Source organism: Variovorax sp. UC122_21 (assembly GCF_044056785.1).
GTDB lineage: Bacteria > Pseudomonadota > Gammaproteobacteria > Burkholderiales > Burkholderiaceae_C > Variovorax.
On sequence record NZ_CP172004.1, the window covers coordinates 1,596,790 to 1,618,274 of the forward strand.

Consider the following 21,485-nt stretch of genomic DNA (forward strand, 5'->3'; position numbering starts at 1 on the left):
AAGTCCTCAGAAGGCGGGGACCAGCGCGCCCTTGAACTGGGTCTCGATGAAGCTCTTGACCTCGGGCGACTGGTAGGCCGCCACCAGGCGCTTGGCCCAGGGCTTGTCCTTGTCGGCGCGTCGCACGGCGATCAGGTTGGCGTAGGGGCCCTTGGGCGATTCCTTGATGACGGCGTCCTTGTTGAACGAGAGGCCGGCCTTCTCGGCGTAGTCGTTGTTGATCGAGGCGATCGTGAGGTCGTCGAGCGAGCGCGGCAGTTGCGCGGCGTCCAGCGGCACCAGCTTGAGCTTCTTGGGGTTGGTTACCACGTCGAGCGGGGTGGCGGTGTTGTTCTTCACGGCCTCAGGCTTGAGCGTGATCAGGCCGGCCTGTTGCAGCAGCAGCAAGGCGCGGTTGCCGTTCGACGGGTCGTTCTGGATGCCGACCGCGGCGCCCTCGGGCAGCTGGTCGATGCTCTTGAGCTTCTTCGAATAGAAGCCCAGCGGCGCGGTGATGGTCAGGCCCACGGGCACGAGGTCGAAGCCGCGCGCCTTGATCTGGTTGTCGAGGAAGGGCTGGTGCTGGAAGGCGTTGGCGTCGAGGTCGCCGGCCGCAAGCGCGGCATTGGGCAGCTGGTAGTCGTTGAAGACCACGACCTGGACCGTGAGGCCGTCCTTGGCGGCGACCTTCTTCACCACTTCGAAGATCTGCTCGGCGTTGCCGACCGAGATGCCGACCTTGACGGTGTTCTTGTTGTCCTGGGCCTGGGCGCCGCCGGCGATGCCGCCGAGGAGGGAAGCCGCCAGGGTGGCGGCAAGGAGGCCGCGGCGGCGAAGGATGCTGTGCATGGTTGGGGTGGCGCTGCGCGCTCGAAAAAGAAAGGCGCGAATGTGGCAGCAGGCGGGCGCGATGGGAACGAACCAATGCGCATATCCATATGGGAGCCCCTGCTCGCTTTATGGTGTATGGGGTTGAACGCAGGTGCTTCTTTATGTGGTTTCGGGAATAAGCATCGCCCGATTTGTTCGTTCCCTTTCGAAGCCTTTCTTTTCATACTCGGCACCTTTTTGCGAATCCGTGGCCGATGGTTTCTCCTGGCGGCCGCACGCATCCGTTCCTTGGTTCCCCCCAGACATGAGCAACCCATCGTCCGACCCGGCCCGCGGCAGCGCGGAACCGGTCATCCGCCTCCAGTCGGTGCAGAAGTCCTTCGCGCTGCCCAGCGGCGAGGTCTTCGACGCCGTGCAATCGCTATCGCTCGACATCCAGCAGGGCGACGTGTTCGGCCTGATCGGCAAGAGCGGCGCCGGCAAGTCGACCCTTCTGCGCCTGATCAACCTGCTCGAGCGGCCCGACGCGGGCCGCGTGCTGGTCGGCGGGCGCGACCTCACGACGCTGTCGCGCCGCGAGCTGCGCGACACGCGCCAGAACATCGGCATGATCTTCCAGCAGTTCAACCTGCTGCAGAACGCCACGGTGTTCGACAACGTGGTTTTCCCGCTGAAGATCCACGGCCGCCATTCGCGCGCCGAGATCGACGCCCGCGTGCGCGAATGCCTGGAACTGGTGGGCCTGTCGGAAAAGATCGACACCTACCCGGCCCAGCTCTCGGGCGGCCAGAAGCAGCGCGTGGCGATCGCCCGCGCGCTGGCGCCGCGCCCGCAGGTGCTGCTGTGCGACGAACCGACCTCGGCGCTCGACAGCGAGACCACGCGCTCGCTGCTCGAGACCCTGCGCGACATCAACCAGAAGATCGGCGTGACCATCGTGATCGTGACGCACGAGCTGTCGGTGGTCGAGGTGCTGTGCCGCAACGTGGCGATCCTCGAGAAGGGCCGGCTGGTCGAGCAGTTCGAGGTCGACGCCGCGCCGAGCGAGGCGCGCAAGACCGCGCTGGGCCGCGAGATCGACGAGCTGGTGCGGCGCCGCGAGCGCGATGCACGCGAGGCGCGCGAGGCCGCCTCGGCCAGCGCCCCGGTTGCCACCCAACGCAGCGCGCTGGAGGTGGCCTATGTTTGAGAACATCGCCCCCATCCTTCCCGAGCTCTGGGTCGCGACCGGCCAGACCTTCATGATGCTGGCCATCGGCCTGTCGGCCGCGGTGCTGATCGGCGGGCCGCTGGGCATCCTGCTGTTCCTGCTCGGCCCGGGCCAGTCGCTCGCCAACCGGCCCGCGTTCCTGATCCTGAACTGGCTCGTGAACACGGTGCGCTCCTTCCCCTTCATCATCCTGCTGGTGGCGCTGGTGCCGTTCACGCGCATCATCGCGGGCACCTCGATCGGGCCGCTGGCCGCGGCGGTGCCGCTGTCGTTCGCGGCCATTCCCTATTTCGCGCGGCTGGTCGACCAGTGCCTGCGCGAGGTGCCGCGCGGCGTGATCGAGGCGGCCCATGCGATGGGCGCCTCGGAGCTGCAGATCGTCTGGCGCGTGCTGGTGGTCGAGGCGCGTTCGGGCCTGGTGCTGGCGCTCACGGTGCTCGCGGTGAGCTTCCTCTCCTACTCGGCGATCGCCGGCGTGGTGGGCGGCGGCGGCATCGGCGACCTGGCCATCCGCTACGGCTACTACCGCTTCCAGACCGACGTGATGGTGCTCACCGTGGCGCTGCTCGTGGTGCTGGTACAGATCCTGCAATTCGTCGGCAACACCGCGGCGCGCAGGCTCGACAAGCGTTGATTTGTTTTTTCTCCCGTTCCTTTTCTCTTTCTTTCCTGCAAAGCCTTCCGTCATGACCACCGCACTGCTGCGCCGTTCCGTCCTCGCCCTGTCCCTCGCCGCGCTGTCGCTCGGCGGCCTCTCGCTGCCGGCGCAGGCGCAGGACGCCAAGAAGAACCTCACGATCGGCGGCACCGCCGGCTCGAACATCGACCAGCTCAAGCAAGGCATCGTGCCGATCCTCGAGAAGAAGGGCTACAAGGTGAAGCTGGTCGAATTCAACGACTACGTGCAGCCCAACCTGGCGCTGGCCCAGGGCTCGCTCGACGCCAACTTCTTCCAGCACCAGGTCTACCTGAAGAAATTCGCGGCCGACCAGAAGCTGGACCTGGCCGAGCTGGTGCAGGGCCCGATCGCGCCGCTGGGCGTGTACTCGACCAAGCGCAAGACGCTGGCCGACCTGAAGGAAGGCGACCGCGTGACCTTGCCGAACGACCCGAGCAACCTGGCGCGCGCGCTGGTGCTGCTGGAGCAGAACAAGCTGATCACGATCAAGCAGGGCGTCGATCCGCTGCGCGCTTCCGAGAAGGACGTGGCCGACAACCCCAAGAAGCTGAAGTTCATTCCGCTCGAGGCTGCACAATTGCCGCGCTCGCTCGGCGACACCGAGTACGCGATCATCAACGGCAACTTCGCGATCTCCTCGGGCCTGAAGCTCACCGAAGCGGTGGTGCTCGAGAAGACGCCCGACTACTACCTGAATGTCGTGGCCGTGAAGACCGCGGACAAGAACACCGCCTGGGCCAAGGACCTCGTGGAGGCCTACCACTCGAAGGAATTCAAGGCGGTGGTCGACACGAAGTTCCAGGGCTACGCGAAGCCCAGCTTCCTGCAATAAACCAACCATTTTCCTGAGAGGGACCTTCCCATGCCCGTGCTGGCCGTGTTCGATGCGCAAGCGAGCTGGAGCGACACCCATGTGTGCGACGGTTGGATCACCGACCGGCTGGCCGCGCAGGGCGTGCGATGGGGGCGCGAGGACGCACCCGCGCCGCTCGCGGGCGAGGAGGTTCGCGTGCTCGGGCAGGCCGGCTTGTTCTATGTGCCCGAGGGCGAGGGCTATCTGGGGCTGCTGCTCGAGGCCGGCGAATGGGTCGCGCTGCCGGTGGGGCGCGCCCGGGTGTTCTTCGACGACGGCGAGGGCGCGGACGAGGCGCTGCCGCATGCGGCGCTGCCGGGGTTCGAGGCCTTCGTCGAAGAGGTGCTGTCGTTGACGGGGAACGACGCGGACGAGGGTTGAGTTTCGGGGCGGTGGCTGCCCTTCGACAAGCTCGGGGCGAACGGTGGGGGAAAGCTCTCCCAACCGTTTTCCTTCTCAACCGTTTCTCCCCGACCGTTCGGGCTGAGCTTGTCGAAGCCAGCCCCGAACGCCTCTCTTAAGCCGCCAACCGCTGCGCCGTCCGCCCTTCGGGCCGCGCCAGCCCCAGGTGATCGCGCAAGGTCCGCCCCTCGTACTCCGTGCGGAACAACCCGCGCTTCTGCAGGATCGGCACCACTCCGTCGACGAAATGCTCGAGCCCGTGCGGCAGCGCATCGGGCATCAGGTTGAAGCCGTCGGCCGCGCCGCCCTTGAACCAGTGCTCGATGTCGTCGGCGATCTGCTCGGGCGTGCCCACGATCACGCGGTGGCCGCCGCCGCCCGCGAGTTCGCGGATCAGCTGGCGCACCGTGTAACCATGGGTGCGGCCGGCCGCCACCACCGCGTTGAAGAAGGTGTGGTTGCCGTTGCCATTGCCGGGCAGCGGCAGGTTCTCGGGCAGGCGCTCGTCGAGCTTCAGTCGATCGGGCGTGATGCCCAGCGTGCCGGCGATGCGCGTGAGGCTGTAGTCCCACGGGATCAGGTCGACCAGCTCGTCGCGGCGGCGCAGCGCCTCGGCCTCGGTGCCGCCGACGATGGTGGTGAGTCCCGCGAGCACCTTCACCGCGTCGGGGCCGCGGCCCAGTTCGGCCGCGCGGGCCTTGAGGGCGCGCGCGTAGGCCAGCGATTCCTCGAAGGACTGCGAGGCCGAGAACACGGCCTCGGCATGGCGCGAGGCGAGCTCGCGCCCGTCGGCCGAGGCGCCGGCCTGCACCAGCACCGGATGGCCCTGCGGCGCGCGCGGCAGGTTCAGCGGGCCCTGCACCGCGAAGTGCTCGCCGCGGTGCGCGATGGGGTGCACCTTGGCGGCGTCGACGAAGCTGCCTGTGGCCTTGTCGCCGACGAAGGCGCCGTCTTCCCAGCTGTCCCACAGCGCCTTCACGATGTCGGCGAACTCCGAGGCGCGCGCGTAGCGCTTCGCATGGTCGGGCGTGGCCTCGAGGCCGAAGTTGCGCGCCGAGGGCAGGTCGGCCGTGGTCACCATGTTCCAGCCCGCGCGGCCGTTGCTCACGTGGTCGAGCGTGGAGAAGCGGCGCGCGATGTTGTAGGGCTCGTTGTAGCTGGTCGACGCGGTGGCGATCAGCCCGATGTGGGTGGTGGCCGCGGCCACGCAGGCCAGCAGGATGGTGGGCTCGAGCGCGGTGATCGGGCGGAAGTGGATCTGGTCGACGATGGCCGCGTTGTCGGCCAGGAAGATCGCGTCGAGCTTGCCCGCTTCCGCGATCTGCGCGGTGCGGATGTAGTGCTGGATGTCGGCGAAGGCCCAGGGGTCGGCCTCGGGCAGGCGCCAGGCCGAGGGCACGAAGCCCGAGTGCAGGATGTTGACGTTCAGGTGCAGCCGCCGGGGAGGCGCGCTGCGGGTGGCGGAGCCGCTCATCGGGCGATCACTTCGAGAAGTAGTCGGGCAGGCGGTAGCCGGCCCACACGGGATTGGCGAGGAAGACGCGCTGGAACTCGGGCGACTGGTAGGCCGCGACGATGTCCTGCGCGAACTTCGCCTTCTCGTTGCCGCGCTTGACCGCCACCACGTTGACGTAGGGCAGGGTCATGTCCTCGAGCTTGAGCGCCTCGGTGAGCTTGAGGCCCGAGGCCACGGCGAAGTTGCCCTGCACGGCCGCGAGGTCGGCGTCGGCCAGCGAGCGCGGTGCCTGAGCGGCATCGAGCGGCACCAGCTTCAGGCGCTTCGGGTTGCTCGCGATGTCGCGCTCGGACACGCTCAGCGGGTTCACGCCGCTCTTGAGCTGCACCCAGCCGATGGCCGCGAGGATGTTGAGCGCGCGCGCCGCGTTCACCGGGTCGGCCGGCAGCGTGACGGTGGCACCGTCGGGCACGCTGGCCAGCGACTTGTGGCGCTGCGAGTAGAGACCCATGGGCGGCGTCGGCACGTGGACGATCGGCACCAGGTCGAAGTTCTGCTGCTGGTTGGTGGCGTTGAGGTAGAGCGTGTGCTGGAAGATGTTGGCGTCGATCTGGCCGCGCTCGACCGCGTCGTTGGGCTGCACGCCCTGGCTGAATTCGACGTACTTGACGGTGTAGCCGAGCTTGGCGAGCTGGGGCTCGATGCCCTTGGTGAAGGCGTCGCGGTACGGGCCCGGCATGAAGCCGACGCGCAGGTCGGCGGCCTGGGCCGCGCTGGCGAGGCCCAGCGCGAGGGCGAGGCCGCCGGCCAGGGCCAGGCGGCGGGAAAGGGCGAGAGGGCGCATGAGAGAGGGGCTCCAGAACTGAACCGGGCACTCTAGGAGCCGCTGCCGCGCATGCGAACGAATATTCGTAAGCTTGCATATGCGGACAGCGGTCATAGGATTGCTGGCATGACCCAACACATCGGAATCGTGGGCTGCTCCGCCGAAGGCGCGGCCCTTTGCTACAAGACCATCTGCGTGGAGGGCGCCGCGCTGCTCGGTGCGCACGCGCACCCCGAGGTGTCGATGCACACGCCCTCCCTCGCGGACTACGTGCGCTGCCTCGATGCGGGCGACGTGGCCGGCGTGAGCGAGCTGATGCTCGCTTCGGCGCGCAAGCTGCAGGCCGCGGGTGCCGACTTCCTGATCTGCCCCGACAACACGATCCACCAGGCCTTCGAGTACGTGGCGCCGCGTTCGCCGCTGCCCTGGCTGCACATCGCCGAGGTGGCCGCCGACGAGGCCGTGCGGCGCGGCTTCCGGCGCATCGGCATCACGGGCACGCGCTGGCTGGTCGACAGCGAGGTCTATCCGTCCAGGCTCGCGGCGCGCGGCCTCGAGTACCGCCGGCCCAACGCGCAAGAGCGCGACGAAACCGGGCGCGTGATCATGGACGAGCTGGTCAACGGCATCTTCAGCCCCGAGGGCGTGGCGAGCTTCCAGCGCGTGATCGAGCGTATGAAGGCACAGGAGGGCTGCGACGCGGTGGTGCTGGGCTGCACCGAGATCCCGCTGATCATCAGCGATGCGAACTCGGCGCTGCCGACGCTCGATTCGACGCGGCTGCTGGCGCGCGCGGCGCTGCGGCGGGCGGTGAATCGCGAGGGCTGAGTGCCCGCTACCGTTCGGCCTGAGGTTGTCGAAGGCGGGGCGCGGGCTTCGACAGGCTCAGCCTGAACGGTTGTGAAGCACTGCTCGCCCTGATCCGTTCGGCCGGAGCTTGTCGAAGGCGGGGTGCAGCCTCGACAAGCTCGGTGTGAACGCAATCGTTCAATCCGCAAGGAAATCCTCGATCAGCTTCGCCACCCGCTGCGGCTGGTCGTGGTGCAGCATGTGGCCGGCATCGGCCAGCTGCTCGATGCGCACCGAGGGCACCGAAGCCAGCCGCTGGTGGAATTCCTCGAGTGTGTAGCGGCTCTTCCACCAGCCCTGCAGGCTGTCGTCGGCGGCCTCGATCATCAGCGTGGGCGCGGCAATGCGTGCATAGAGCGCGCGCACCTCGTCGACGCGGAAGATGTTGGCGTTGACGACCTTGTGCGCGGCCTCGCCGAGGATCTGCCAGCGCGCGCTGCCGTCGGGCTGCGCGCGGCTGGCCGACCAGTGGCTCGCGAGCCAGTCGGCCTTGTCCTGCGACAGGCGCGGATTGGTCTTCATGAGCCGGCGCGCCACGCCGTCGACGGCCGAGTAGCCGGCGAGCTCGAGTTCGCCGCGGTGCAGCCGCTTGAGCTCGTCGATCCACTGGCCGTAGCGCGCGGGCGCTTCCTCGGGCTGGCGCGCGGGCATGCCGAAGCCCTCGAGGTTGACCAGCCGGCGGATGCGCTCGGGCCGCACGCCCGCGTAGTGCATGACGACGTTGCCGCCCATGCTGTGGCCCACGAGGTCGACCGGGCGCGCGGCCTCGCCTTCGCCCGCGTAGTGGTCGAGCAGCCATTCGAGGTCGGCCAGGTAGTCGGGCAGCCAGTAGTTGTCGACCCCGCCGCCGTCGGTGAGGCCGAAGCCGCGCCAGTCGGGCGCGACGATGAAGCGTTCCTCGGCCAGCGCGTCGACCACGAACTGCCAGGAGGCGGCCACGTCCATCCAGCCGTGCACCAGCACCAGCGGCGGACGCTCGGCCGAGGGCTGGCCCCAGAGGCGTACGTGGTAGCGGAGGTTGCGCACGGGCACGAATTCGCTGCGCGAGGGACGGAGGGCGTGGTACATGGCACCGATGATAAGGAGCCGGGTCGGCGCACGCAGTCCGCCAGACGACAGCCGTGACGGCCGCGCCGCTCGGGTTTGGCGCCGCCGCCAGCGCGCCGCGGAGCCCGGCGGTACATTTCCGCGCATGCAAAAAATCAGACTCGGTCAGAGCGACCTTCACGTCACGCCCATCTGCCTCGGCACCATGACCTTCGGCGAGCAGGTCGACGAGCCCACGGCCCATGCCATCCTGGCGCGCTCGCTCGAGCGCGGCGTCGACTTCATCGACACGGCCGAGATGTACTCGGTGCCCACGCGCCAGGAGACCTACGGCGCGACCGAGACCATCATCGGCAACTGGTTCGCGGCCAACCCCGGCGCGCGCCAGAAGCTGACGCTGGCCAGCAAGGTCGCGGGCCCGCTGCGCAACACGCCCTGGGTGCGCGAAGGCGTGGGCATGACGGGCGCGGACATCGTGGCCTCGTGCGAGGCGAGCCTCAAGCGGCTGCAGACGGACGTGATCGACCTCTACCAGATCCACTGGCCCGAGCGCCACGTGCCTGCCTTCGGCAACATCTACTACGACCCGGCCAAGGAGGTCTCGCAGACCCCGATCCGCGAACAGCTCGAGGCGCTGGCCGGGCTGGTGAAGGCCGGGAAGATCCGCGCCATCGGCCTGTCGAACGAGACGCCCTACGGCGTGCACGAGTTCGTGCGCCTGGCCGAGGAGCACGGCCTGCCACGCGTGGCGACGGTGCAGAACGTCTACAACCTCGCGAGCCGCGGCGCCGAGAACGGCCTCGACGAAACCATGCACCGGCTCGGCGTGTCGCTGCTGGCCTATTCGCCGCTGGCCTACGGCCTCCTGACCGGCAAGTACGACCAGAGCGGCATCACCGGCCCAAACGCGCCGCAGGAAGCGCGCATCACGCGCTACGAATCGGTGCGCAAGCTGCGCTGGGGCCGGCCCGACGCGCTCAAGGCCGCGCGCCGCTACAACCAGCTCGCGCTCGACAACGGCCTGACGCCGGTGAAGCTCGCGCTGGCCTTCTGCTACACCAAGTGGCAGGTGGCGAGCACCATCATCGGCGTGCGCACGGTCGAGCAGCTCGACGAGGACATCGATGCCTGGGGCACGACGCTGTCGCCCGAGCTGCTGGCGCAGATCGACGCGATCCGCTGGGAGATCCGCGACCCGGCGGCCTGAGCCGGCCTCGCCCGCCATGGCCAGGAAGAACGCCCACGTCTCCGAGACGCCCGCCACCCAGCTCTTGCGCGCCCACCAGGTCGCGTTCACCGAGCATCCCTACGAATACATGGAGCACGGCGGCGCCCAGCGCGGCGCCGAGATGCTGGGGCTCGATCCGTTCATGGTGATCAAGACGCTGGTGATGCAGGACCAGGACGCCAGGCCGCTGGTGGTGCTGATGCACGGCAACCGCACCGTGTCGACCAAGAACCTCGCGCGGCAGATCGGCGCCAAGTCGGTCGAGCCCTGCAAGCCCGAGGTGGCGCAGCGCCACAGCGGCTACATGGTGGGCGGCACCTCGCCCTTCGGCACCAGGCGCGAGATGCCGGTGTACGTGGAGGCGACGGTGCTCGCGCTGCCGCGCATCGTGCTCAACGGCGGTCGGCGCGGCTACCTGATCGGCATCGACCCGCAGGTGTGCGTGCAGTTGCTGGGCGCGACGCCGGTGGAGTGCGCGCTGGCAGAATAGCCGGCTCCTGCGATTCGATCGTCGGCGCTGCGCGTCCCGCCCGGGGCGCATCGGCGCGGCGATGCGCCCCCCGAAGAACAACACCGATCCGCGGAGACCCGCCTTGACCTTTCACCTGCCTACCCTGATCGCCATCGTGGCGTCGTACCTGCTCGGCTCGCTGTCCTTCGCCGTCATCGTGAGCAGGGCGCTCGGCATGGCCGACCCGCGCAGCTACGGCAGCAAGAACCCCGGCGCGACCAACGTGCTGCGCTCGGGCAACAAGGGCGCGGCGCTGGCCACGCTGCTGCTCGACGCGGTCAAGGGCTGGGTGCCGGTGTTCGTGATCCGCCACTGGGGCGCGCAATGGGGCCTGGACGACGGCGTGGCCGCGGTGGCCGGCGTGGCCGCCTTCCTCGGCCACCTGTACCCGGTGTTCTTCGGCTTCCAGGGCGGCAAGGGCGTGGCGACGGCGGCCGGCGTGCTGGTGGGCATCGCGCCCTGGCTCGGGCTCGCGACCGGCGCCACCTGGCTGATCATCGCGGTGTTCTTCCGCTACTCCTCGCTCTCCTCGCTGGTCGCCGCCTTCTTCGCGCCGGCCTACTACCTGATCGGCGGCGGCATCGCGTGGCCGCTGAGCCGCACGGCGCTGGTCGCCATCATCGTCATGAGCCTGCTGCTGATCTGGCGGCATCGCGAGACATCCGCCGGCTCGCCGCCGGCACCGAGTCCAAACTGGGCTCCAAAAAGAAGAAGGACTGAAGGAATCACCATGGGCAACATCACCCGCTTCCACGTCGGACCGCGTCTTTCCGAGACCGCGGTGCACAACGGCACCATCTACCTCGCGGGCCAGGTGCCCGACGACACCACGCAGGACATCCGCGGCCAGACCCAGCAGGTGCTGGCCATGGTCGACCGGCTGCTGGCCGAGGCCGGCAGCGACAAGTCGCGCATCCTCATGACGCAGATCTTCCTGGCCGACATCGCCGACATCACGGCGATGAACGAGGTCTGGGACGCCTGGATTCCGGCCGGCAACACGCCGCCGCGCGCGACGGTGCAGGCCAAGATGGCCAACACCGGCTACAAGATCGAGATCGTGGTGACGGCCGCGCAGGCCTGATTCGCGCGCTTCGCTTCAGTAGCGCTTCTCGAGCACCATCTGGTCGGCGTCGCGCCGCATCGAGAAGCGGTTGATGAAGCTGTTGCCCAGCAGCACGAAGGGCATCGATTGGGGCGAGACGATGGCATCGAGGTCGTAGACCTCGACGTCGCCCACGCGCACCGAGCTCAGCCGCAGCATGTAGCCGGGCGCCACGCCGTTGGCGGTGTTGATCTGCACCGGCCGGCCCTTGCTGTAGTCGAGGCCGATGCGCTGCGCGTCGGCCATCGACAGGGCGACCGTGGTCGCGCCGGTGTCGAGCATGAAGGTGACCGGGCGCCCGTTGATCAGGCCCTGGGTCATGAAATGGCCGCGGCTGTCGGCCGGCAGCACGATGCGGTTGCCGCCGCCGCCCGAAGGGCCGCTGCCGCCGATGCTCACGGGCGTGTCCATGCGCAGCGTGACGCGCTTGCCCGCGGACTCGACCACCGCCTGCTCGGACTGCAGCGAGACCAGCTTCACGCCCTGGAAGGTTTCGCCCACCGCCACCGTCTTGGGCGCGCTGCCGTTGACGATCAGGATCGCGCGGCTGCCGATGGTGCCGGTCAGCATCACCGAGTCGGCCGCGAGCGCCGACGATGCCGCCACCGCGGCCAGAACGAACGCGGCGACGGCGCAAGCCTTCATGGGCCGGGACTCAGTCGCGGAAGTTGTTGAAGGACAGCGGGGTATCCGGCACGTCCTTCTTGATCAGCGCCATGGCGGCCTGCAGGTCGTCGCGCTTGGCGCCGGTGACACGCACCGCGTCGCCCTGGATCGCGGCCTGCACCTTGATCTTGCTGTCCTTGATCAGGCGCTGGATCTTCTTGGCGATGTCGCCCTCGATGCCGTTCTTGATCTTGATGACCTGCTTGACCTTGTCGCCGCCGATCTTCTGCACGTCGCCCTTGTCGAGGAAACGCACGTCGACGCTGCGCTTGGTGAGCTTGCTGCGCAGGATGTCCTCGACCTGCACGAGCTGGAACTCGGCATCGCCGGTCATGGTGATTTCCTTGTCCTTGAGTTCGACGGCAGCCGCGGTGCCCTTGAAGTCGAAACGGGTGGCGATTTCCTTGGCGGTGTTCTCGACGGCGTTCTTGACCTCGGGCAGATTGGGTTCGCAGACGGTGTCGAAAGACGGCATGGGCTCTCCTCAGATGTCACGGTAGCTGGATGCGACAATTCTCCCATGATCGTGGAGCACAACGTCCCCGCTGCAGCCGTACAACAGCTTCGGCATCGTCCGCGCGCGCGCAGCACCTGGTGCGCATCGCGAGCGAGGCCGACCTGGCCGCGCTGCATGCCGACACCGAATGGCGCGACGCGCCGCGTTTCGTGCTGGGCGGCGGCAGCAATATCGTGTTGACCGGCGACGTGAAGCCGCTGGTCCTGAAGGTGGAGATCCGGGGCCGCCGGCTGGTCGAGGAGACGCCGCGCGCCTGGATCGTGGAGGCCGGCGCCGGCGAGGTCTGGCACGACACCGTGCAGTGGACCCTGGCGCAGGGCTATCCGGGGCTCGAGAACCTCGCGATGATCCCCGGCACGGTGGGCGGCGCGCCGGTGCAGAACATCGGCGCCTACGGCGTCGAGCTGCAGGATCGCTTCGACTCGCTCGACGCCTTCGACCTGGAAACCGGCCGCGGCTTCACGCTCGACGCGGCGCAATGCGCCTTCGGCTACCGCGACTCGGTGTTCAAGCACGTGCGCGGCGCCGGCGGCGCCAACGATTTCGGCCTGGCGGGCCGCGCGCTGATCACGCGCGTGCGCTTCCGGCTGCCCAAGCCCTGGAAGGCGGTGGCGGGCTACCTCGACCTGGAACGCAGGATGGAGGAAACCGGCAACTTCACGCCCGATGCGAACGACATCTTCGACTGGATCTGCGCCATCCGCCGCGCCAAGCTGCCCGACTGGCGGGTGCTGGGCAACGCGGGCAGCTTCTTCAAGAACCCGACCGTCACGCCCGAGCAGTGCGCCGACATCATCGCGCGCGAGCCGAAGATCGTGCACTACCCGATGGACGACGGCAGCATCAAGCTCGCGGCCGGCTGGCTGATCGACGCCTGCGGCTGGAAGGGCAAGTCGGTGGGCAATGCCGGCGTCTACGAGAAGCAGGCGCTGGTGCTGGTCAACCGCGGCGGCAACGAGAACCCGGTGACCGGCGGCGAGGTGATGACGCTGGCCAAGGCGATCCAGACCAGCGTGTACGAGCGTTTCGGCATCCGGCTGGAGCCCGAGCCGGTGGTGGTCTGACGCGGCACCGCCCAGCCGCATGGATCTCGACTTCCTGCACCTGAACTACCGCCGGCGCATTGCCGCGCTGGTGTGGCTGCGGCGGCTCGTGATCCTGGCGGCGATCGCCGCGCTGGTGTTCTCGCGCGGGCGCTGGTGGAGCGTGGCGCTGGGATTCATCGGCGCCGGCCTGCTGGTGGCGGTGATGGGCTGGTTCGAGACCAGCCTGCGCCGCCAGTTCATCCGTGAGGCGCGGCTGCCGCCCTTCCTGGTCCACAAGCTGATCGCGGCCCATCCGCAACTGAGCCGGCGCGATGCCGAGCTGGTGCTGCGCGGCCTGCGCCAGTTCTTCATGGCGCATCTGCGCAGCGGGCGCAAGTTCGTCGGCATGCCCTCGAAGGTGGCCGACACCGCCTGGCACGAATTCATCCTCCATACCCAGGGCTACCAGCACTGGTGCCAGGCGGCCTTCGGCGGCCTGCTGCATCACACGCCGGCCGAGGTGCTGGGGCGCGATCCCAAGCGCAACGACGGGCTGCGCCGCAGCTGGTACTGGGCCTGCAAGGAGGAGAGCATCGATCCGCGCAAGCCGGCGCGGCTGCCGCTCCTGTTCGCGCTCGACGTCAAGTTCGGCATCGAGGGCGGCTTCAACTACGTGCCCGACTGCCGCGACATCGACCGGCAGGCCGGCTCCGATGCCCACTGCGGCACGAGCTTCGGCGAAGGCGGCTCGTCGAGCGGTGGCTGTGGCGGTGACGCGGGCGGCTTCGGCGGCAGCGAATCGAGCGGCGGCGATGGCGGTGGTGGCGATTCTTCTGGCGGCGGCGCGGATGGCGGCGGCTGCGGTGGGGGCTGCGGCGGCGGAGGCGGCGGGGACTGAGCGCCTCGCGCCGGTGGCACCCAGGAAAAAAGCAGGCGCGAGGCCTGCTTTCTTCATTGGAAGCCGCTGGGGCTTACTTGCCGCTGTCGTCGTTCGCGAGCTTCGGCAGCGCCGCGCCCTGGCTCGAGGCCAGCAGGCCGGTCTTGGTGTAGATGCCGAGCTTCTCGCGCGTGTCGACGATGTCGAGGTTGCGCATCGTCAGCTGACCGATGCGGTCCAGCGGCGTGAACGCGCCCTCGACCTTTTCCATGCTCAGGCGCTCGGGTTTGTAGGTGAGGTTCGGCGACTCGGTGTTGAGGATCGAGTAGTCGTTGCCGCGGCGCAGCTCGACCGTGACCTCGCCGGTGATCGCGCCGCGCCACCCAGCGCTGGGCGGTCTCGCGCAGCATGATGGCCTGCGGGTCGAACCAGCGGCCCTGGTAGAGCAGGCGGCCCAGGCGGCGGCCGTGGTCGCGGTACTGCTCGATGGTGTCCTCGTTGTGGATGCCGGTCACCAGGCGCTCGTAGGCGATGAACAGCAGCGCGAGGCCGGGGGCCTCGTAGATGCCGCGGCTCTTGGCCTCGATGATGCGGTTCTCGATCTGGTCGCTCATGCCCAGGCCGTGGCGCCCGCCGATGCGGTTGGCCTCGAGGATCAGCTCGACCAGGTTGGGGTAGCTCACGCCGTTGAGCGCGACCGGCACGCCTTCCTCGAAGCGCACCGAGACGGTTTCGCGCTTGACCTCGACCTCGTCCTTCCAGAAGGCCACGCCCATGATCGGCTGCACGATCTGGATGCCGCTGTTCAGGTGCTCGAGGTCCTTGGCTTCGTGCGTGGCGCCGAGCATGTTGGAGTCGGTCGAGTAGGCTTTCTCGGCCGACATCTTGTAGGCGAAGCCGGCCTGCTGCATGAAGGCCGACATTTCGGCGCGGCCGCCGAGCTCGTCGATGAAGACCTGGTCGAGCCAGGGCTTGTAGATCTTCAGGCTCGGGTTGGTCAAGAGGCCGTAGCGGTAGAAACGCTCGATGTCGTTGCCCTTGTAGGTGCTGCCGTCGCCCCAGATGTGGACGTCGTCTTCCTTCATGGCCGACACCAGCATCGTGCCGGTGACCGCGCGGCCCAGCGGCGTGGTGTTGAAGTAGGTGACGCCGGCCGTCGTGACGTGGAAGGCGCCGGCCTGCAGCGCGGCCAGGCCTTCGTTGGCGAGCTGCGCGCGGCAGTCGATCAGGCGGGCGTTCTCGGCGCCGTAGAGCATCGCCTTGCGCGGGATCTCGTCGTAGTCGGGCTCGTCGGGCTGGCCGAGGTTGGCGGTGTAGGCGTAGGGGATCGCGCCCTTGTTGCGCATCCAGTGCAGCGCCGCGCTGGTATCGAGGCCGCCCGAGAAGGCGATGCCGACCTTCTGGCCGGCGGGAACGTTTTGGAGGATGGTCGACATGCTGGGTGGCTCCGTGCGGTTCAGCCGAAGTGGCAGATGTAGCTGTAGGGCTCGCCGCTCACGCGGATCTGGAAGCTGGAGTTGCCCGGAACGTCGAACTTCTGGCCGGGGCCGGAGGCGATCCACTCGGTGGTGCCCGCGAGCTGGTATTCGCAGCTGCCGGCGGTGCCTTCCATGATCTCGGGGGCGCCGGTGTTGAAGGTCAGGGTGGACGGCAGGATCACGCCGACCGATTTCTTCGTGCCGTCGGCCAGCGTGAGGCTGTGGCTCACGCACTTGCCGTCGAAGTAGACATTGGCCTTGGTGGCCACAGCGGCGCTGTTCAGGGTGTCGGTAATCGTCATGGAATGGCGCCGGCGCCGGGGGCGTTCGGCTGGTCGAGGACGGCACCGCGCAGGCGGCGCACCCCTCGGGGGTTGGAGAAGTCCTCGATTTTAGGGGCTTGGCCGGCGGCGCCTGGCCGGCCGGCCGCCTCAGCGGTGCCAGCCGTGGTAGCCGCCGCCGCGCCAGCCGCCATAGCCGCCGCGGTAACCGCCGTAGCCCCGGTAGCCGCCGCCCCAGCCGCGCGAGTAGCCGAGGTTCAGCGAGATGCCGACCGGCGGGTAGACGTAGGGCTGCGGATAGGCATAGGCCGGCTGCACGTAGACCGGCGCCGGATAGACCGCGGCCGGATAGGCGGGCTGGCCATAGACCGGGGCCGGTTGCGTGCCCGACACCACCACGCCCGGCTCGGGCACGACGTCGTCCCAGGGCGAGCCCGTGGCGTACTGCTGGCCTTGCTGCTGCTGCTGCGGTTGCTGCGCATAGCCGCGGTTGTCGGTTTCGACCGGGTAGGGCGTGAGCTGGTTCTGCGGCGTCACCGGCGCGGTGGTCACGCCATAGGCGTTGGCCTCGACGGGGATGGTGGCGCCGGGCTGGTAGTCGGTGCGCGTGGTGTAGCGGCGGCCGTTGTACTCGTAGGTGACGTTGTAGCTGGTGCCGGCGCCGTCGCGCACCGGCGTGGCCGAGAGCACGCGCGCCTGCACGGTCTGGCCCGACTGGGCATGCACCAGGCCCGCGCTGGCGGCGAGGACGCCGGCCAGCGAGAGGCCGAGGACGGTACGGATGGTCTGGGTATTCATGTTGGAGACTCCTGCGGATCGGACGCTGTGCGCTGGGAGGGAGCCCGGCTGCGCCCGGTCCGGTTCGACGCCGGCCCGCCAGGCGGGTTCCGGCATTTACACGGCGTTCACAGCACGGTTTTCACAGTCGCTTACAGCGTTTTGGTCCATTGTTCGGCGTCGAAACCCGCGGTGATGTCGGCCTGGCGCGCCTTTTGGCGCCAGTCCACCACCGGTCGCTTGATCAGGCTGGGGTTGGCGAGCAGCACGGCCCGCGCCGAGGCGGCATCGACTACCGATTCGCGCGTGGCGTCGTCGAGCTTGCGCCAGGTGGTGCCGCGGCGGTTGACCAGCGTTTCCCAGCCCAGCGCCGCCAGCCAACGGTCGAGCTCGGCCTCGGGCACGCCCTGTTTCTTGAAATCGTGGAAGGCGTAGGCCACGTCGTGGTCGTCGAGCCAGGCGCGGGCGCGCTTGACGGTGTCGCAGTTCGGAATGCCGTACAGAGTGGTCGAAGGGGTTGTCATGGCGCCGATGATGCGCGAGCGGCGGGTGGGCGACAATCCCGGCCTCCATGGAAACCCTGAACGACTGGCTCGAGCGCGCCGAGCGACTGCATCCCAAGAACATCGAGCTCGGACTCGAGCGCGCGCGCGAGATGGCCCAGCGCATGGCGCTGCGCTTCGGCTGCCCCGTGATCACGGTGGCCGGCACCAACGGCAAGGGCTCGACCTGCGCCATGCTGGAGTCGATCCTGATGCACGCCGGCTATCGCACGGCGGTCTTCACCTCGCCCCACCTGGTGCATTTCGAGGAGCGGCTGCGCCTCTCGGGCCAATCGGTCGATGCTTCCAAACTGATAGCAAACTTCGAAGTCGTGGAGAAGGCCCGCGGCGACATGCCGCTGACCTATTTCGAGTTCACGACGCTCGGCATCCTGCGTTGCATGATCGAGGAGAAGCCCGATGTGGCGATCCTCGAGGTCGGTCTCGGCGGCCGGCTCGACGCGGTCAACATCATCGACGCCGACTGCTCGGTGATCACCAGCATCGACCTCGACCACATGGAATTCCTCGGCCCCGACCGCGAAAGCATCGGCTTCGAGAAGGCCGGCATCCTGCGCGCCGGCAAGCCGGCCATCGTGAGCGACCCGATGCCGCCGCAGAGCGTGGTCGACCATGCCGAGGCCATCGGCGCCGACCTCTGGCGCTTCGGGCGCGACTTCAACGTGTCGGGCGACAAGCAGCAGTGGGGCTGGAGCGGCCGCGGCCGGCGCTACAGCGGGCTGGCCTATCCGGCGCTGCGCGGCGCCAACCAGCTGGTGAATGCGGCCGGCGTGCTGGCGGCGCTCGAATCGCTGCGCCAGCAGCTGCCGGTGACGGCACAGGCGATCCGCAGCGGCCTCGCGATGGTCGAGCTGCCGGGACGCTTCCAGATCGTGCCGGGCCAGCCGGTGCTGGTGCTCGACGTGGCGCACAACGCGCATGCCGTGGCCGCGCTGACCGAGAACCTCGACGCGATGGGCTTCTATCCGACCACCCATGCCGTGTTCGGCGTGATGGCGGACAAGGACCTGGCGCCGATCCTCGCGCGCATCGGGCCGCTGATCGACCGCTGGTACTTCACCGACCTGCCGACCGCGCGCGCCGCCAAGGCGGCCGACCTGCTGGCCGCATGGCAGGCCCAGAACACGCGCAAGGACGCCACCGGCGAGGTCTTCGCCGACCCCATGCAGGCGCTCCAGGCGGCCATCGAGCGCGCGGACCCCGCTGATAGAATCGTGGTCTTCGGATCGTTCTTCACCGTGGGCGGCGTGCTCGAGCATGGCACCCCCCGGCTGCAAGCCAAACACCTGTCCTCAACCTTGTCGCCCGGCGGCTGATTCGCAGGTCGATCGCGCCGGATTCCGCAGCTTCCCGCATCACTCGCAGCACTCCTTCAGGGACCGAACTTCATGGCGTTTTTCAAGTTCCGCGCGCGCGGCCCACAAGGCAACGAAGGACGCAGCGCACCGGCTGCGGTACCGGCGGAAAGTGTCGAATCCATGCGCCGTCGCGCCCGCCACCGCCTGCTGGGTGCCGCGGTGCTGGTGCTGCTGGGCGTGATCGGTTTCCCGCTGCTGTTCGACACCCAGCCGCGCCCGGTGTCGGTCGACATCCCGATCGAGATTCCCGACCGCAACAAGGTCAAGCCGCTGCCGGTGCCCCAGGCGCCCGCGCCCGCCGCCACCAGCGGCAGCGACAACGGCGACACCCGCGTGGCCGCCGCGACGCCGTCGCGTCCGCCGGCCGCATCGAGCGGCGGCATCATCACCGAGACCGCCGACGGCACCGAGATCGATGCCTCGGGCAAGCCGGTCAACAGCGCCCAGGCGCCGGCTCCCGCGCCGGCCAGGCCGGCCGAACCCAAGCCCGAGCCGAAACCGGAGCCCAAGCCGGAACACAAGCCCGAACCCAAACCCGAGCCCAAGCCGAAGCCCGAACCCAAGCCCGAGGCCAAGCCGGAACCGAAGCCCGCGCCCAAGCCGGCCGCGGTCGACGACGGCGCGCGTGCCCGCGCGCTGCTCGAAGGCAAGCCCATCGCCGCCGCGCCGGCCACGCCCAAGCCCGCCGCCGCCTCCGACGACAACGGCCGCTTCGTGGTGCAGGTCGGCGCCTTCGCCGATGCCGACAAGGCCCGCGAGGTGCGGCAGAAGCTCGAGAAGGCCGGCCTCAAGACCTATGTGAACGTGGCGAAGACGGCCGACGGCGAACGCACGCGTGTGCGTGTCGGTCCCTTCGGCTCGCGTGCCGAGGCCGACAAGGCCGCCGAACGGGTGAAGGCCTTGTCTTTGTCGGCCGCGATCCTCACCTTGTAATTCGCCACCGCCTGAAGCCGCCGTGGCCTTGCTCGACTGGATCGCCGTCGCGCTCATCGTGGTGTCGATGCTGTTCGGCCTCGTGCGCGGGCTGGTGTTCGAAGTGATCTCGCTGGTCGGCTGGGTGGTGGCTTTCGTGGTGGCGCAGTGGTTCGCGTCCGATGTGGCGGCCTGGTTGCCGGCCGGCGATCCGCAGGCGTCCTGGCGCTATCCGCTGGCCTTCGTGCTGCTGTTCGTGGCGGTCGCGTTCGGTGTGGGCCTGGTGGCCTCGCTCACGCGCAAGCTGATCGCCGCCGTGGGATTGCGTCCGGTCGACCGGATCCTGGGCGGTGCCTTCGGCGCGGCCCGGGGCGCGGTGGCGCTGCTGGTGTTGGCAGTGGTTGTTCATTTGCTGGCGTTGAGCGACAGTGCCTGGTGGCACGAATCGCGCAGCGCCGTTGTTCTCGACGCGGCATTGCAGAGCCTGAAGCCTGCATTGCCCGAAAATTGGCAAGCTACCTGCCCTGAGAGGATCGCTTCATGTGTGGAATCGTCGGCGTTGTCAGCAACGCACCCGTCAACCAGCTGCTCTATGACGCGCTGCTGCTGCTGCAGCACCGCGGCCAGGATGCGGCCGGCATCGTCACCCTGCAGGAACGCAAGTTCTTCATGCACAAGGCCAAGGGCATGGTGCGCGACGTGTTCCGCACCCGCAACATGCGCGCGCTGCCCGGCAGCGTGGGCCTCGGCCAGGTGCGCTACCCGACCGCGGGCAATGCCTACAGCGAGGAAGAGGCGCAGCCCTTCTACGTCAACGCGCCCTTCGGCATCGTGCTGGTGCACAACGGCAACCTGACCAACGCCCACGCGCTGCGCGCCGAGCTGTTCTCGACCGACCACCGCCACACCAACACAGAGAGCGACTCCGAGGTGCTGCTCAACGTGCTCGCCAACGAGCTCGAGCACGCATCGCACGGCGTGCCGCTGAATCCGGCCGAGGTCTTCGCCGCGGTGCGCAGCATGCACAAGCGCCTGCGCGGCTCGTACGCCGTGGTGTCGCTGATCGCGGGTCACGGCCTGCTGGCCTTCCGCGATCCCTACGGCATCCGCCCGCTGTGCATCGGCCGCAGCGCCGACGGCACCGTGATGGTGGCCAGCGAATCGGTGGCGCTCGAGGGCTCGGGCCACACCTTCGAACGCAACGTGCTGCCGGGTGAGGCGGTGTTCGTCGACATGCAGGGCCAGCTCCATTCGATGCAGTGCGCCGATGCGCCCACGCTCAATCCCTGCATCTTCGAGTTCGTGTATCTGGCGCGTCCCGACTCGGTGCTCGACGGCATCTCGGTCTACCAGGCGCGCCTGAACCTCGGCGAGACGCTGGCCAAGCGCGTGGTCTCGACCGTGCCGCCGAACCAGATCGACGTGATCATCCCGATCCCCGAATCGAGCCGCCCGAGCGCGACGCAGCTCGCACACCTGCTGGGCGTTCCGTACCGCGAAGGCTTCGTCAAGAACCGCTACGTGGGCCGCACCTTCATCATGCCGGGCCAGGGCGTGCGCAAGAAGTCGGTGCGCCAGAAGCTCAACGTGATCGCGAGCGAGTTCAAGGGCCGCAACGTGCTGCTGGTCGACGACTCGATCGTGCGCGGCACCACCAGCCGCGAGATCGTGCAGATGGCGCGCGACGCGGGCGCGCGCAAGGTCTACCTCGCGAGCGCCGCGCCGCCGGTGCGCTATCCCAACGTCTATGGCATCGACATGCCGACCAAGGACGAGCTGGTGGCGCACGACCGCACCGTGGAAGAGATCCGCGAGCTGATCGGCTGCGACGCGCTGATCTATCAGGACGTCGACGCGATGAAGCGCGCCATCGGCTCGCTCAACGGCAAGCTCGACGGCTTCGATGCCTCGTGCTTCGACGGCGTCTACGTCACTGGCGACATCGACACCGAAGCCATCTCGCGCATGAACGGCAACCGCCCGCGCATCGAGGAGACCGAAGAGGATTCCTCGCGCCTCGCGCTGCCGAACCTGAGCTGATCTCCTTCCGACATT

Annotated in this window: 21 protein-coding genes and 4 pseudogenes; 15 read left to right on the top strand and 10 right to left on the bottom strand. The window is 68.6% G+C overall.

Going from position 1 to position 21,485, the window contains the following annotated elements:
- Nucleotides 1-6: 6 nt before the first annotated feature.
- On the bottom strand, nt 7-828 hold the full coding sequence (locus tag ACHMXE_RS19935) for a MetQ/NlpA family ABC transporter substrate-binding protein (RefSeq protein WP_208508280.1): 822 nt from the start codon (nt 826-828) through the stop codon (nt 7-9).
- Between the two features lie 286 nt (nt 829-1,114).
- Here ACHMXE_RS19935 and ACHMXE_RS19940 point away from each other — a divergent pair, with 286 nt between their 5' ends.
- The 4 genes from ACHMXE_RS19940 to ACHMXE_RS19955 are packed head-to-tail and all read left to right on the top strand — an operon-like array spanning nt 1,115 to nt 3,933.
- Nucleotides 1,115-1,999, top strand: a complete 885-nt coding sequence (locus tag ACHMXE_RS19940; RefSeq protein ID WP_395350947.1) for a methionine ABC transporter ATP-binding protein — start codon at nt 1,115-1,117, stop codon at nt 1,997-1,999.
- Nucleotides 1,992-2,654 carry a methionine ABC transporter permease gene (locus ACHMXE_RS19945; RefSeq protein WP_093340247.1) on the top strand — a complete coding sequence of 221 codons (663 nt, stop codon included), beginning with the start codon at nt 1,992-1,994 and terminating at the stop codon, nt 2,652-2,654. Before ACHMXE_RS19940 ends, ACHMXE_RS19945 begins: the two co-directional genes overlap by 8 nt.
- Nucleotides 2,655-2,706: 52 nt before the next feature.
- Nucleotides 2,707-3,531 (top strand): MetQ/NlpA family ABC transporter substrate-binding protein, encoded by an 825-nt coding sequence (locus ACHMXE_RS19950; protein ID WP_093340246.1) that lies wholly within the window; start codon nt 2,707-2,709, stop codon nt 3,529-3,531.
- Nucleotides 3,532-3,561: 30 nt separating this feature from the next.
- The gene (locus ACHMXE_RS19955; protein WP_209546703.1) at nt 3,562-3,933 is read left to right on the top strand and encodes a hypothetical protein; all 372 of its coding nucleotides are present in this window, start codon (nt 3,562-3,564) and stop codon (nt 3,931-3,933) included.
- A gap of 136 nt (nt 3,934-4,069) precedes the next feature.
- On the opposite strand, the gene ACHMXE_RS19960 is transcribed toward ACHMXE_RS19955, so the two are convergent.
- Together ACHMXE_RS19960 and ACHMXE_RS19965 are read right to left on the bottom strand one after the other, a co-directional pair.
- Nucleotides 4,070-5,428 carry an LLM class flavin-dependent oxidoreductase gene (locus ACHMXE_RS19960; RefSeq protein WP_395350950.1) on the bottom strand — a complete coding sequence of 453 codons (1,359 nt, stop codon included), beginning with the start codon at nt 5,426-5,428 and terminating at the stop codon, nt 4,070-4,072.
- Between the two features lie 7 nt (nt 5,429-5,435).
- Nucleotides 5,436-6,254 carry a MetQ/NlpA family ABC transporter substrate-binding protein gene (locus ACHMXE_RS19965; protein ID WP_395350952.1) on the bottom strand — a complete coding sequence of 273 codons (819 nt, stop codon included), beginning with the start codon at nt 6,252-6,254 and terminating at the stop codon, nt 5,436-5,438.
- Nucleotides 6,255-6,362: 108 nt separating this feature from the next.
- On the opposite strand from ACHMXE_RS19965, the gene ACHMXE_RS19970 reads away from it, so the two are divergent.
- Nucleotides 6,363-7,064 (top strand): aspartate/glutamate racemase family protein, encoded by a 702-nt coding sequence (locus tag ACHMXE_RS19970; RefSeq protein WP_395350954.1) that lies wholly within the window; start codon nt 6,363-6,365, stop codon nt 7,062-7,064.
- 159 nt (nt 7,065-7,223) lie between these two features.
- Here the strand turns inward: ACHMXE_RS19970 and ACHMXE_RS19975 are convergent, their stop codons facing one another.
- Complete coding sequence (locus ACHMXE_RS19975; protein ID WP_395350957.1) at nt 7,224-8,153, bottom strand: alpha/beta fold hydrolase; 930 nt, start codon at nt 8,151-8,153, stop codon at nt 7,224-7,226.
- 124 nt (nt 8,154-8,277) lie between these two features.
- On the opposite strand from ACHMXE_RS19975, the gene ACHMXE_RS19980 reads away from it, so the two are divergent.
- The 4 genes and pseudogenes from ACHMXE_RS19980 (at nt 8,278) to ACHMXE_RS19995 (ending at nt 10,955) form a co-directional block, all read left to right on the top strand.
- Entirely contained in the window at nt 8,278-9,339 is a 1,062-nt protein-coding gene (locus ACHMXE_RS19980) for an aldo/keto reductase (RefSeq protein ID WP_203202212.1), read from the top strand.
- Nucleotides 9,340-9,355: 16 nt separating this feature from the next.
- Nucleotides 9,356-9,850 carry an aminoacyl-tRNA deacylase gene (locus ACHMXE_RS19985; RefSeq protein WP_203202211.1) on the top strand — a complete coding sequence of 165 codons (495 nt, stop codon included), beginning with the start codon at nt 9,356-9,358 and terminating at the stop codon, nt 9,848-9,850.
- 103 nt (nt 9,851-9,953) lie between these two features.
- A pseudogene (plsY, locus tag ACHMXE_RS19990) lies at nt 9,954-10,591 on the top strand (glycerol-3-phosphate 1-O-acyltransferase PlsY).
- Nucleotides 10,592-10,601: 10 nt separating this feature from the next.
- Entirely contained in the window at nt 10,602-10,955 is a 354-nt protein-coding gene (locus tag ACHMXE_RS19995; protein ID WP_203202210.1) for a RidA family protein, read from the top strand.
- A 15-nt stretch (nt 10,956-10,970) separates the two neighbouring features.
- Here the strand turns inward: ACHMXE_RS19995 and ACHMXE_RS20000 are convergent, their stop codons facing one another.
- Together ACHMXE_RS20000 and ACHMXE_RS20005 are read right to left on the bottom strand one after the other, a co-directional pair.
- Nucleotides 10,971-11,621 carry a TIGR02281 family clan AA aspartic protease gene (locus tag ACHMXE_RS20000; protein ID WP_395350959.1) on the bottom strand — a complete coding sequence of 217 codons (651 nt, stop codon included), beginning with the start codon at nt 11,619-11,621 and terminating at the stop codon, nt 10,971-10,973.
- 10 nt (nt 11,622-11,631) lie between these two features.
- Nucleotides 11,632-12,117, bottom strand: coding sequence for a YajQ family cyclic di-GMP-binding protein (locus ACHMXE_RS20005; protein ID WP_093340224.1), 486 nt, complete (start codon nt 12,115-12,117; stop codon nt 11,632-11,634).
- A gap of 45 nt (nt 12,118-12,162) precedes the next feature.
- On the opposite strand from ACHMXE_RS20005, the pseudogene murB reads away from it, so the two are divergent.
- A pseudogene (gene murB / locus ACHMXE_RS20010) lies at nt 12,163-13,223 on the top strand (UDP-N-acetylmuramate dehydrogenase).
- Nucleotides 13,224-13,242: 19 nt separating this feature from the next.
- Nucleotides 13,243-14,082, top strand: a complete 840-nt coding sequence (locus ACHMXE_RS20015; protein WP_395350961.1) for a glycine-rich domain-containing protein — start codon at nt 13,243-13,245, stop codon at nt 14,080-14,082.
- 73 nt (nt 14,083-14,155) lie between these two features.
- Here the strand turns inward: ACHMXE_RS20015 and argG are convergent.
- From argG to ACHMXE_RS20035, 4 genes and pseudogenes are all read right to left on the bottom strand, one after another.
- Nucleotides 14,156-15,497 (bottom strand): annotated as a pseudogene (gene argG, locus ACHMXE_RS20020) (argininosuccinate synthase).
- A 20-nt stretch (nt 15,498-15,517) separates the two neighbouring features.
- Nucleotides 15,518-15,841 carry a pyrimidine/purine nucleoside phosphorylase gene (locus tag ACHMXE_RS20025; RefSeq protein WP_093340218.1) on the bottom strand — a complete coding sequence of 108 codons (324 nt, stop codon included), beginning with the start codon at nt 15,839-15,841 and terminating at the stop codon, nt 15,518-15,520.
- A 129-nt stretch (nt 15,842-15,970) separates the two neighbouring features.
- Entirely contained in the window at nt 15,971-16,618 is a 648-nt protein-coding gene (locus ACHMXE_RS20030) for a hypothetical protein (RefSeq protein ID WP_395350963.1), read from the bottom strand.
- A 131-nt stretch (nt 16,619-16,749) separates the two neighbouring features.
- Nucleotides 16,750-17,121, bottom strand: a complete 372-nt coding sequence (locus ACHMXE_RS20035) for an ArsC family reductase (RefSeq protein WP_395350965.1) — start codon at nt 17,119-17,121, stop codon at nt 16,750-16,752.
- A 35-nt stretch (nt 17,122-17,156) separates the two neighbouring features.
- Between ACHMXE_RS20035 and folC the strand changes: the two genes are divergently transcribed.
- The 4 genes and pseudogenes from folC to purF all read left to right on the top strand — a co-directional run bounded on the left by folC (nt 17,157) and on the right by purF (nt 21,470).
- Nucleotides 17,157-18,476, top strand: coding sequence for a bifunctional tetrahydrofolate synthase/dihydrofolate synthase (gene folC / locus ACHMXE_RS20040; protein ID WP_395352724.1), 1,320 nt, complete (start codon nt 17,157-17,159; stop codon nt 18,474-18,476).
- Between the two features lie 72 nt (nt 18,477-18,548).
- Complete coding sequence (locus ACHMXE_RS20045) at nt 18,549-19,451, top strand: SPOR domain-containing protein (protein ID WP_203202203.1); 903 nt, start codon at nt 18,549-18,551, stop codon at nt 19,449-19,451.
- Between the two features lie 67 nt (nt 19,452-19,518).
- Nucleotides 19,519-19,845 (top strand): annotated as a pseudogene (locus ACHMXE_RS20050) (CvpA family protein); the annotation flags it as partial.
- Between the two features lie 125 nt (nt 19,846-19,970).
- Entirely contained in the window at nt 19,971-21,470 is a 1,500-nt protein-coding gene (gene purF, locus ACHMXE_RS20055; RefSeq protein ID WP_203202201.1) for an amidophosphoribosyltransferase, read from the top strand.
- Nucleotides 21,471-21,485: the final 15 nt, after the last annotated feature.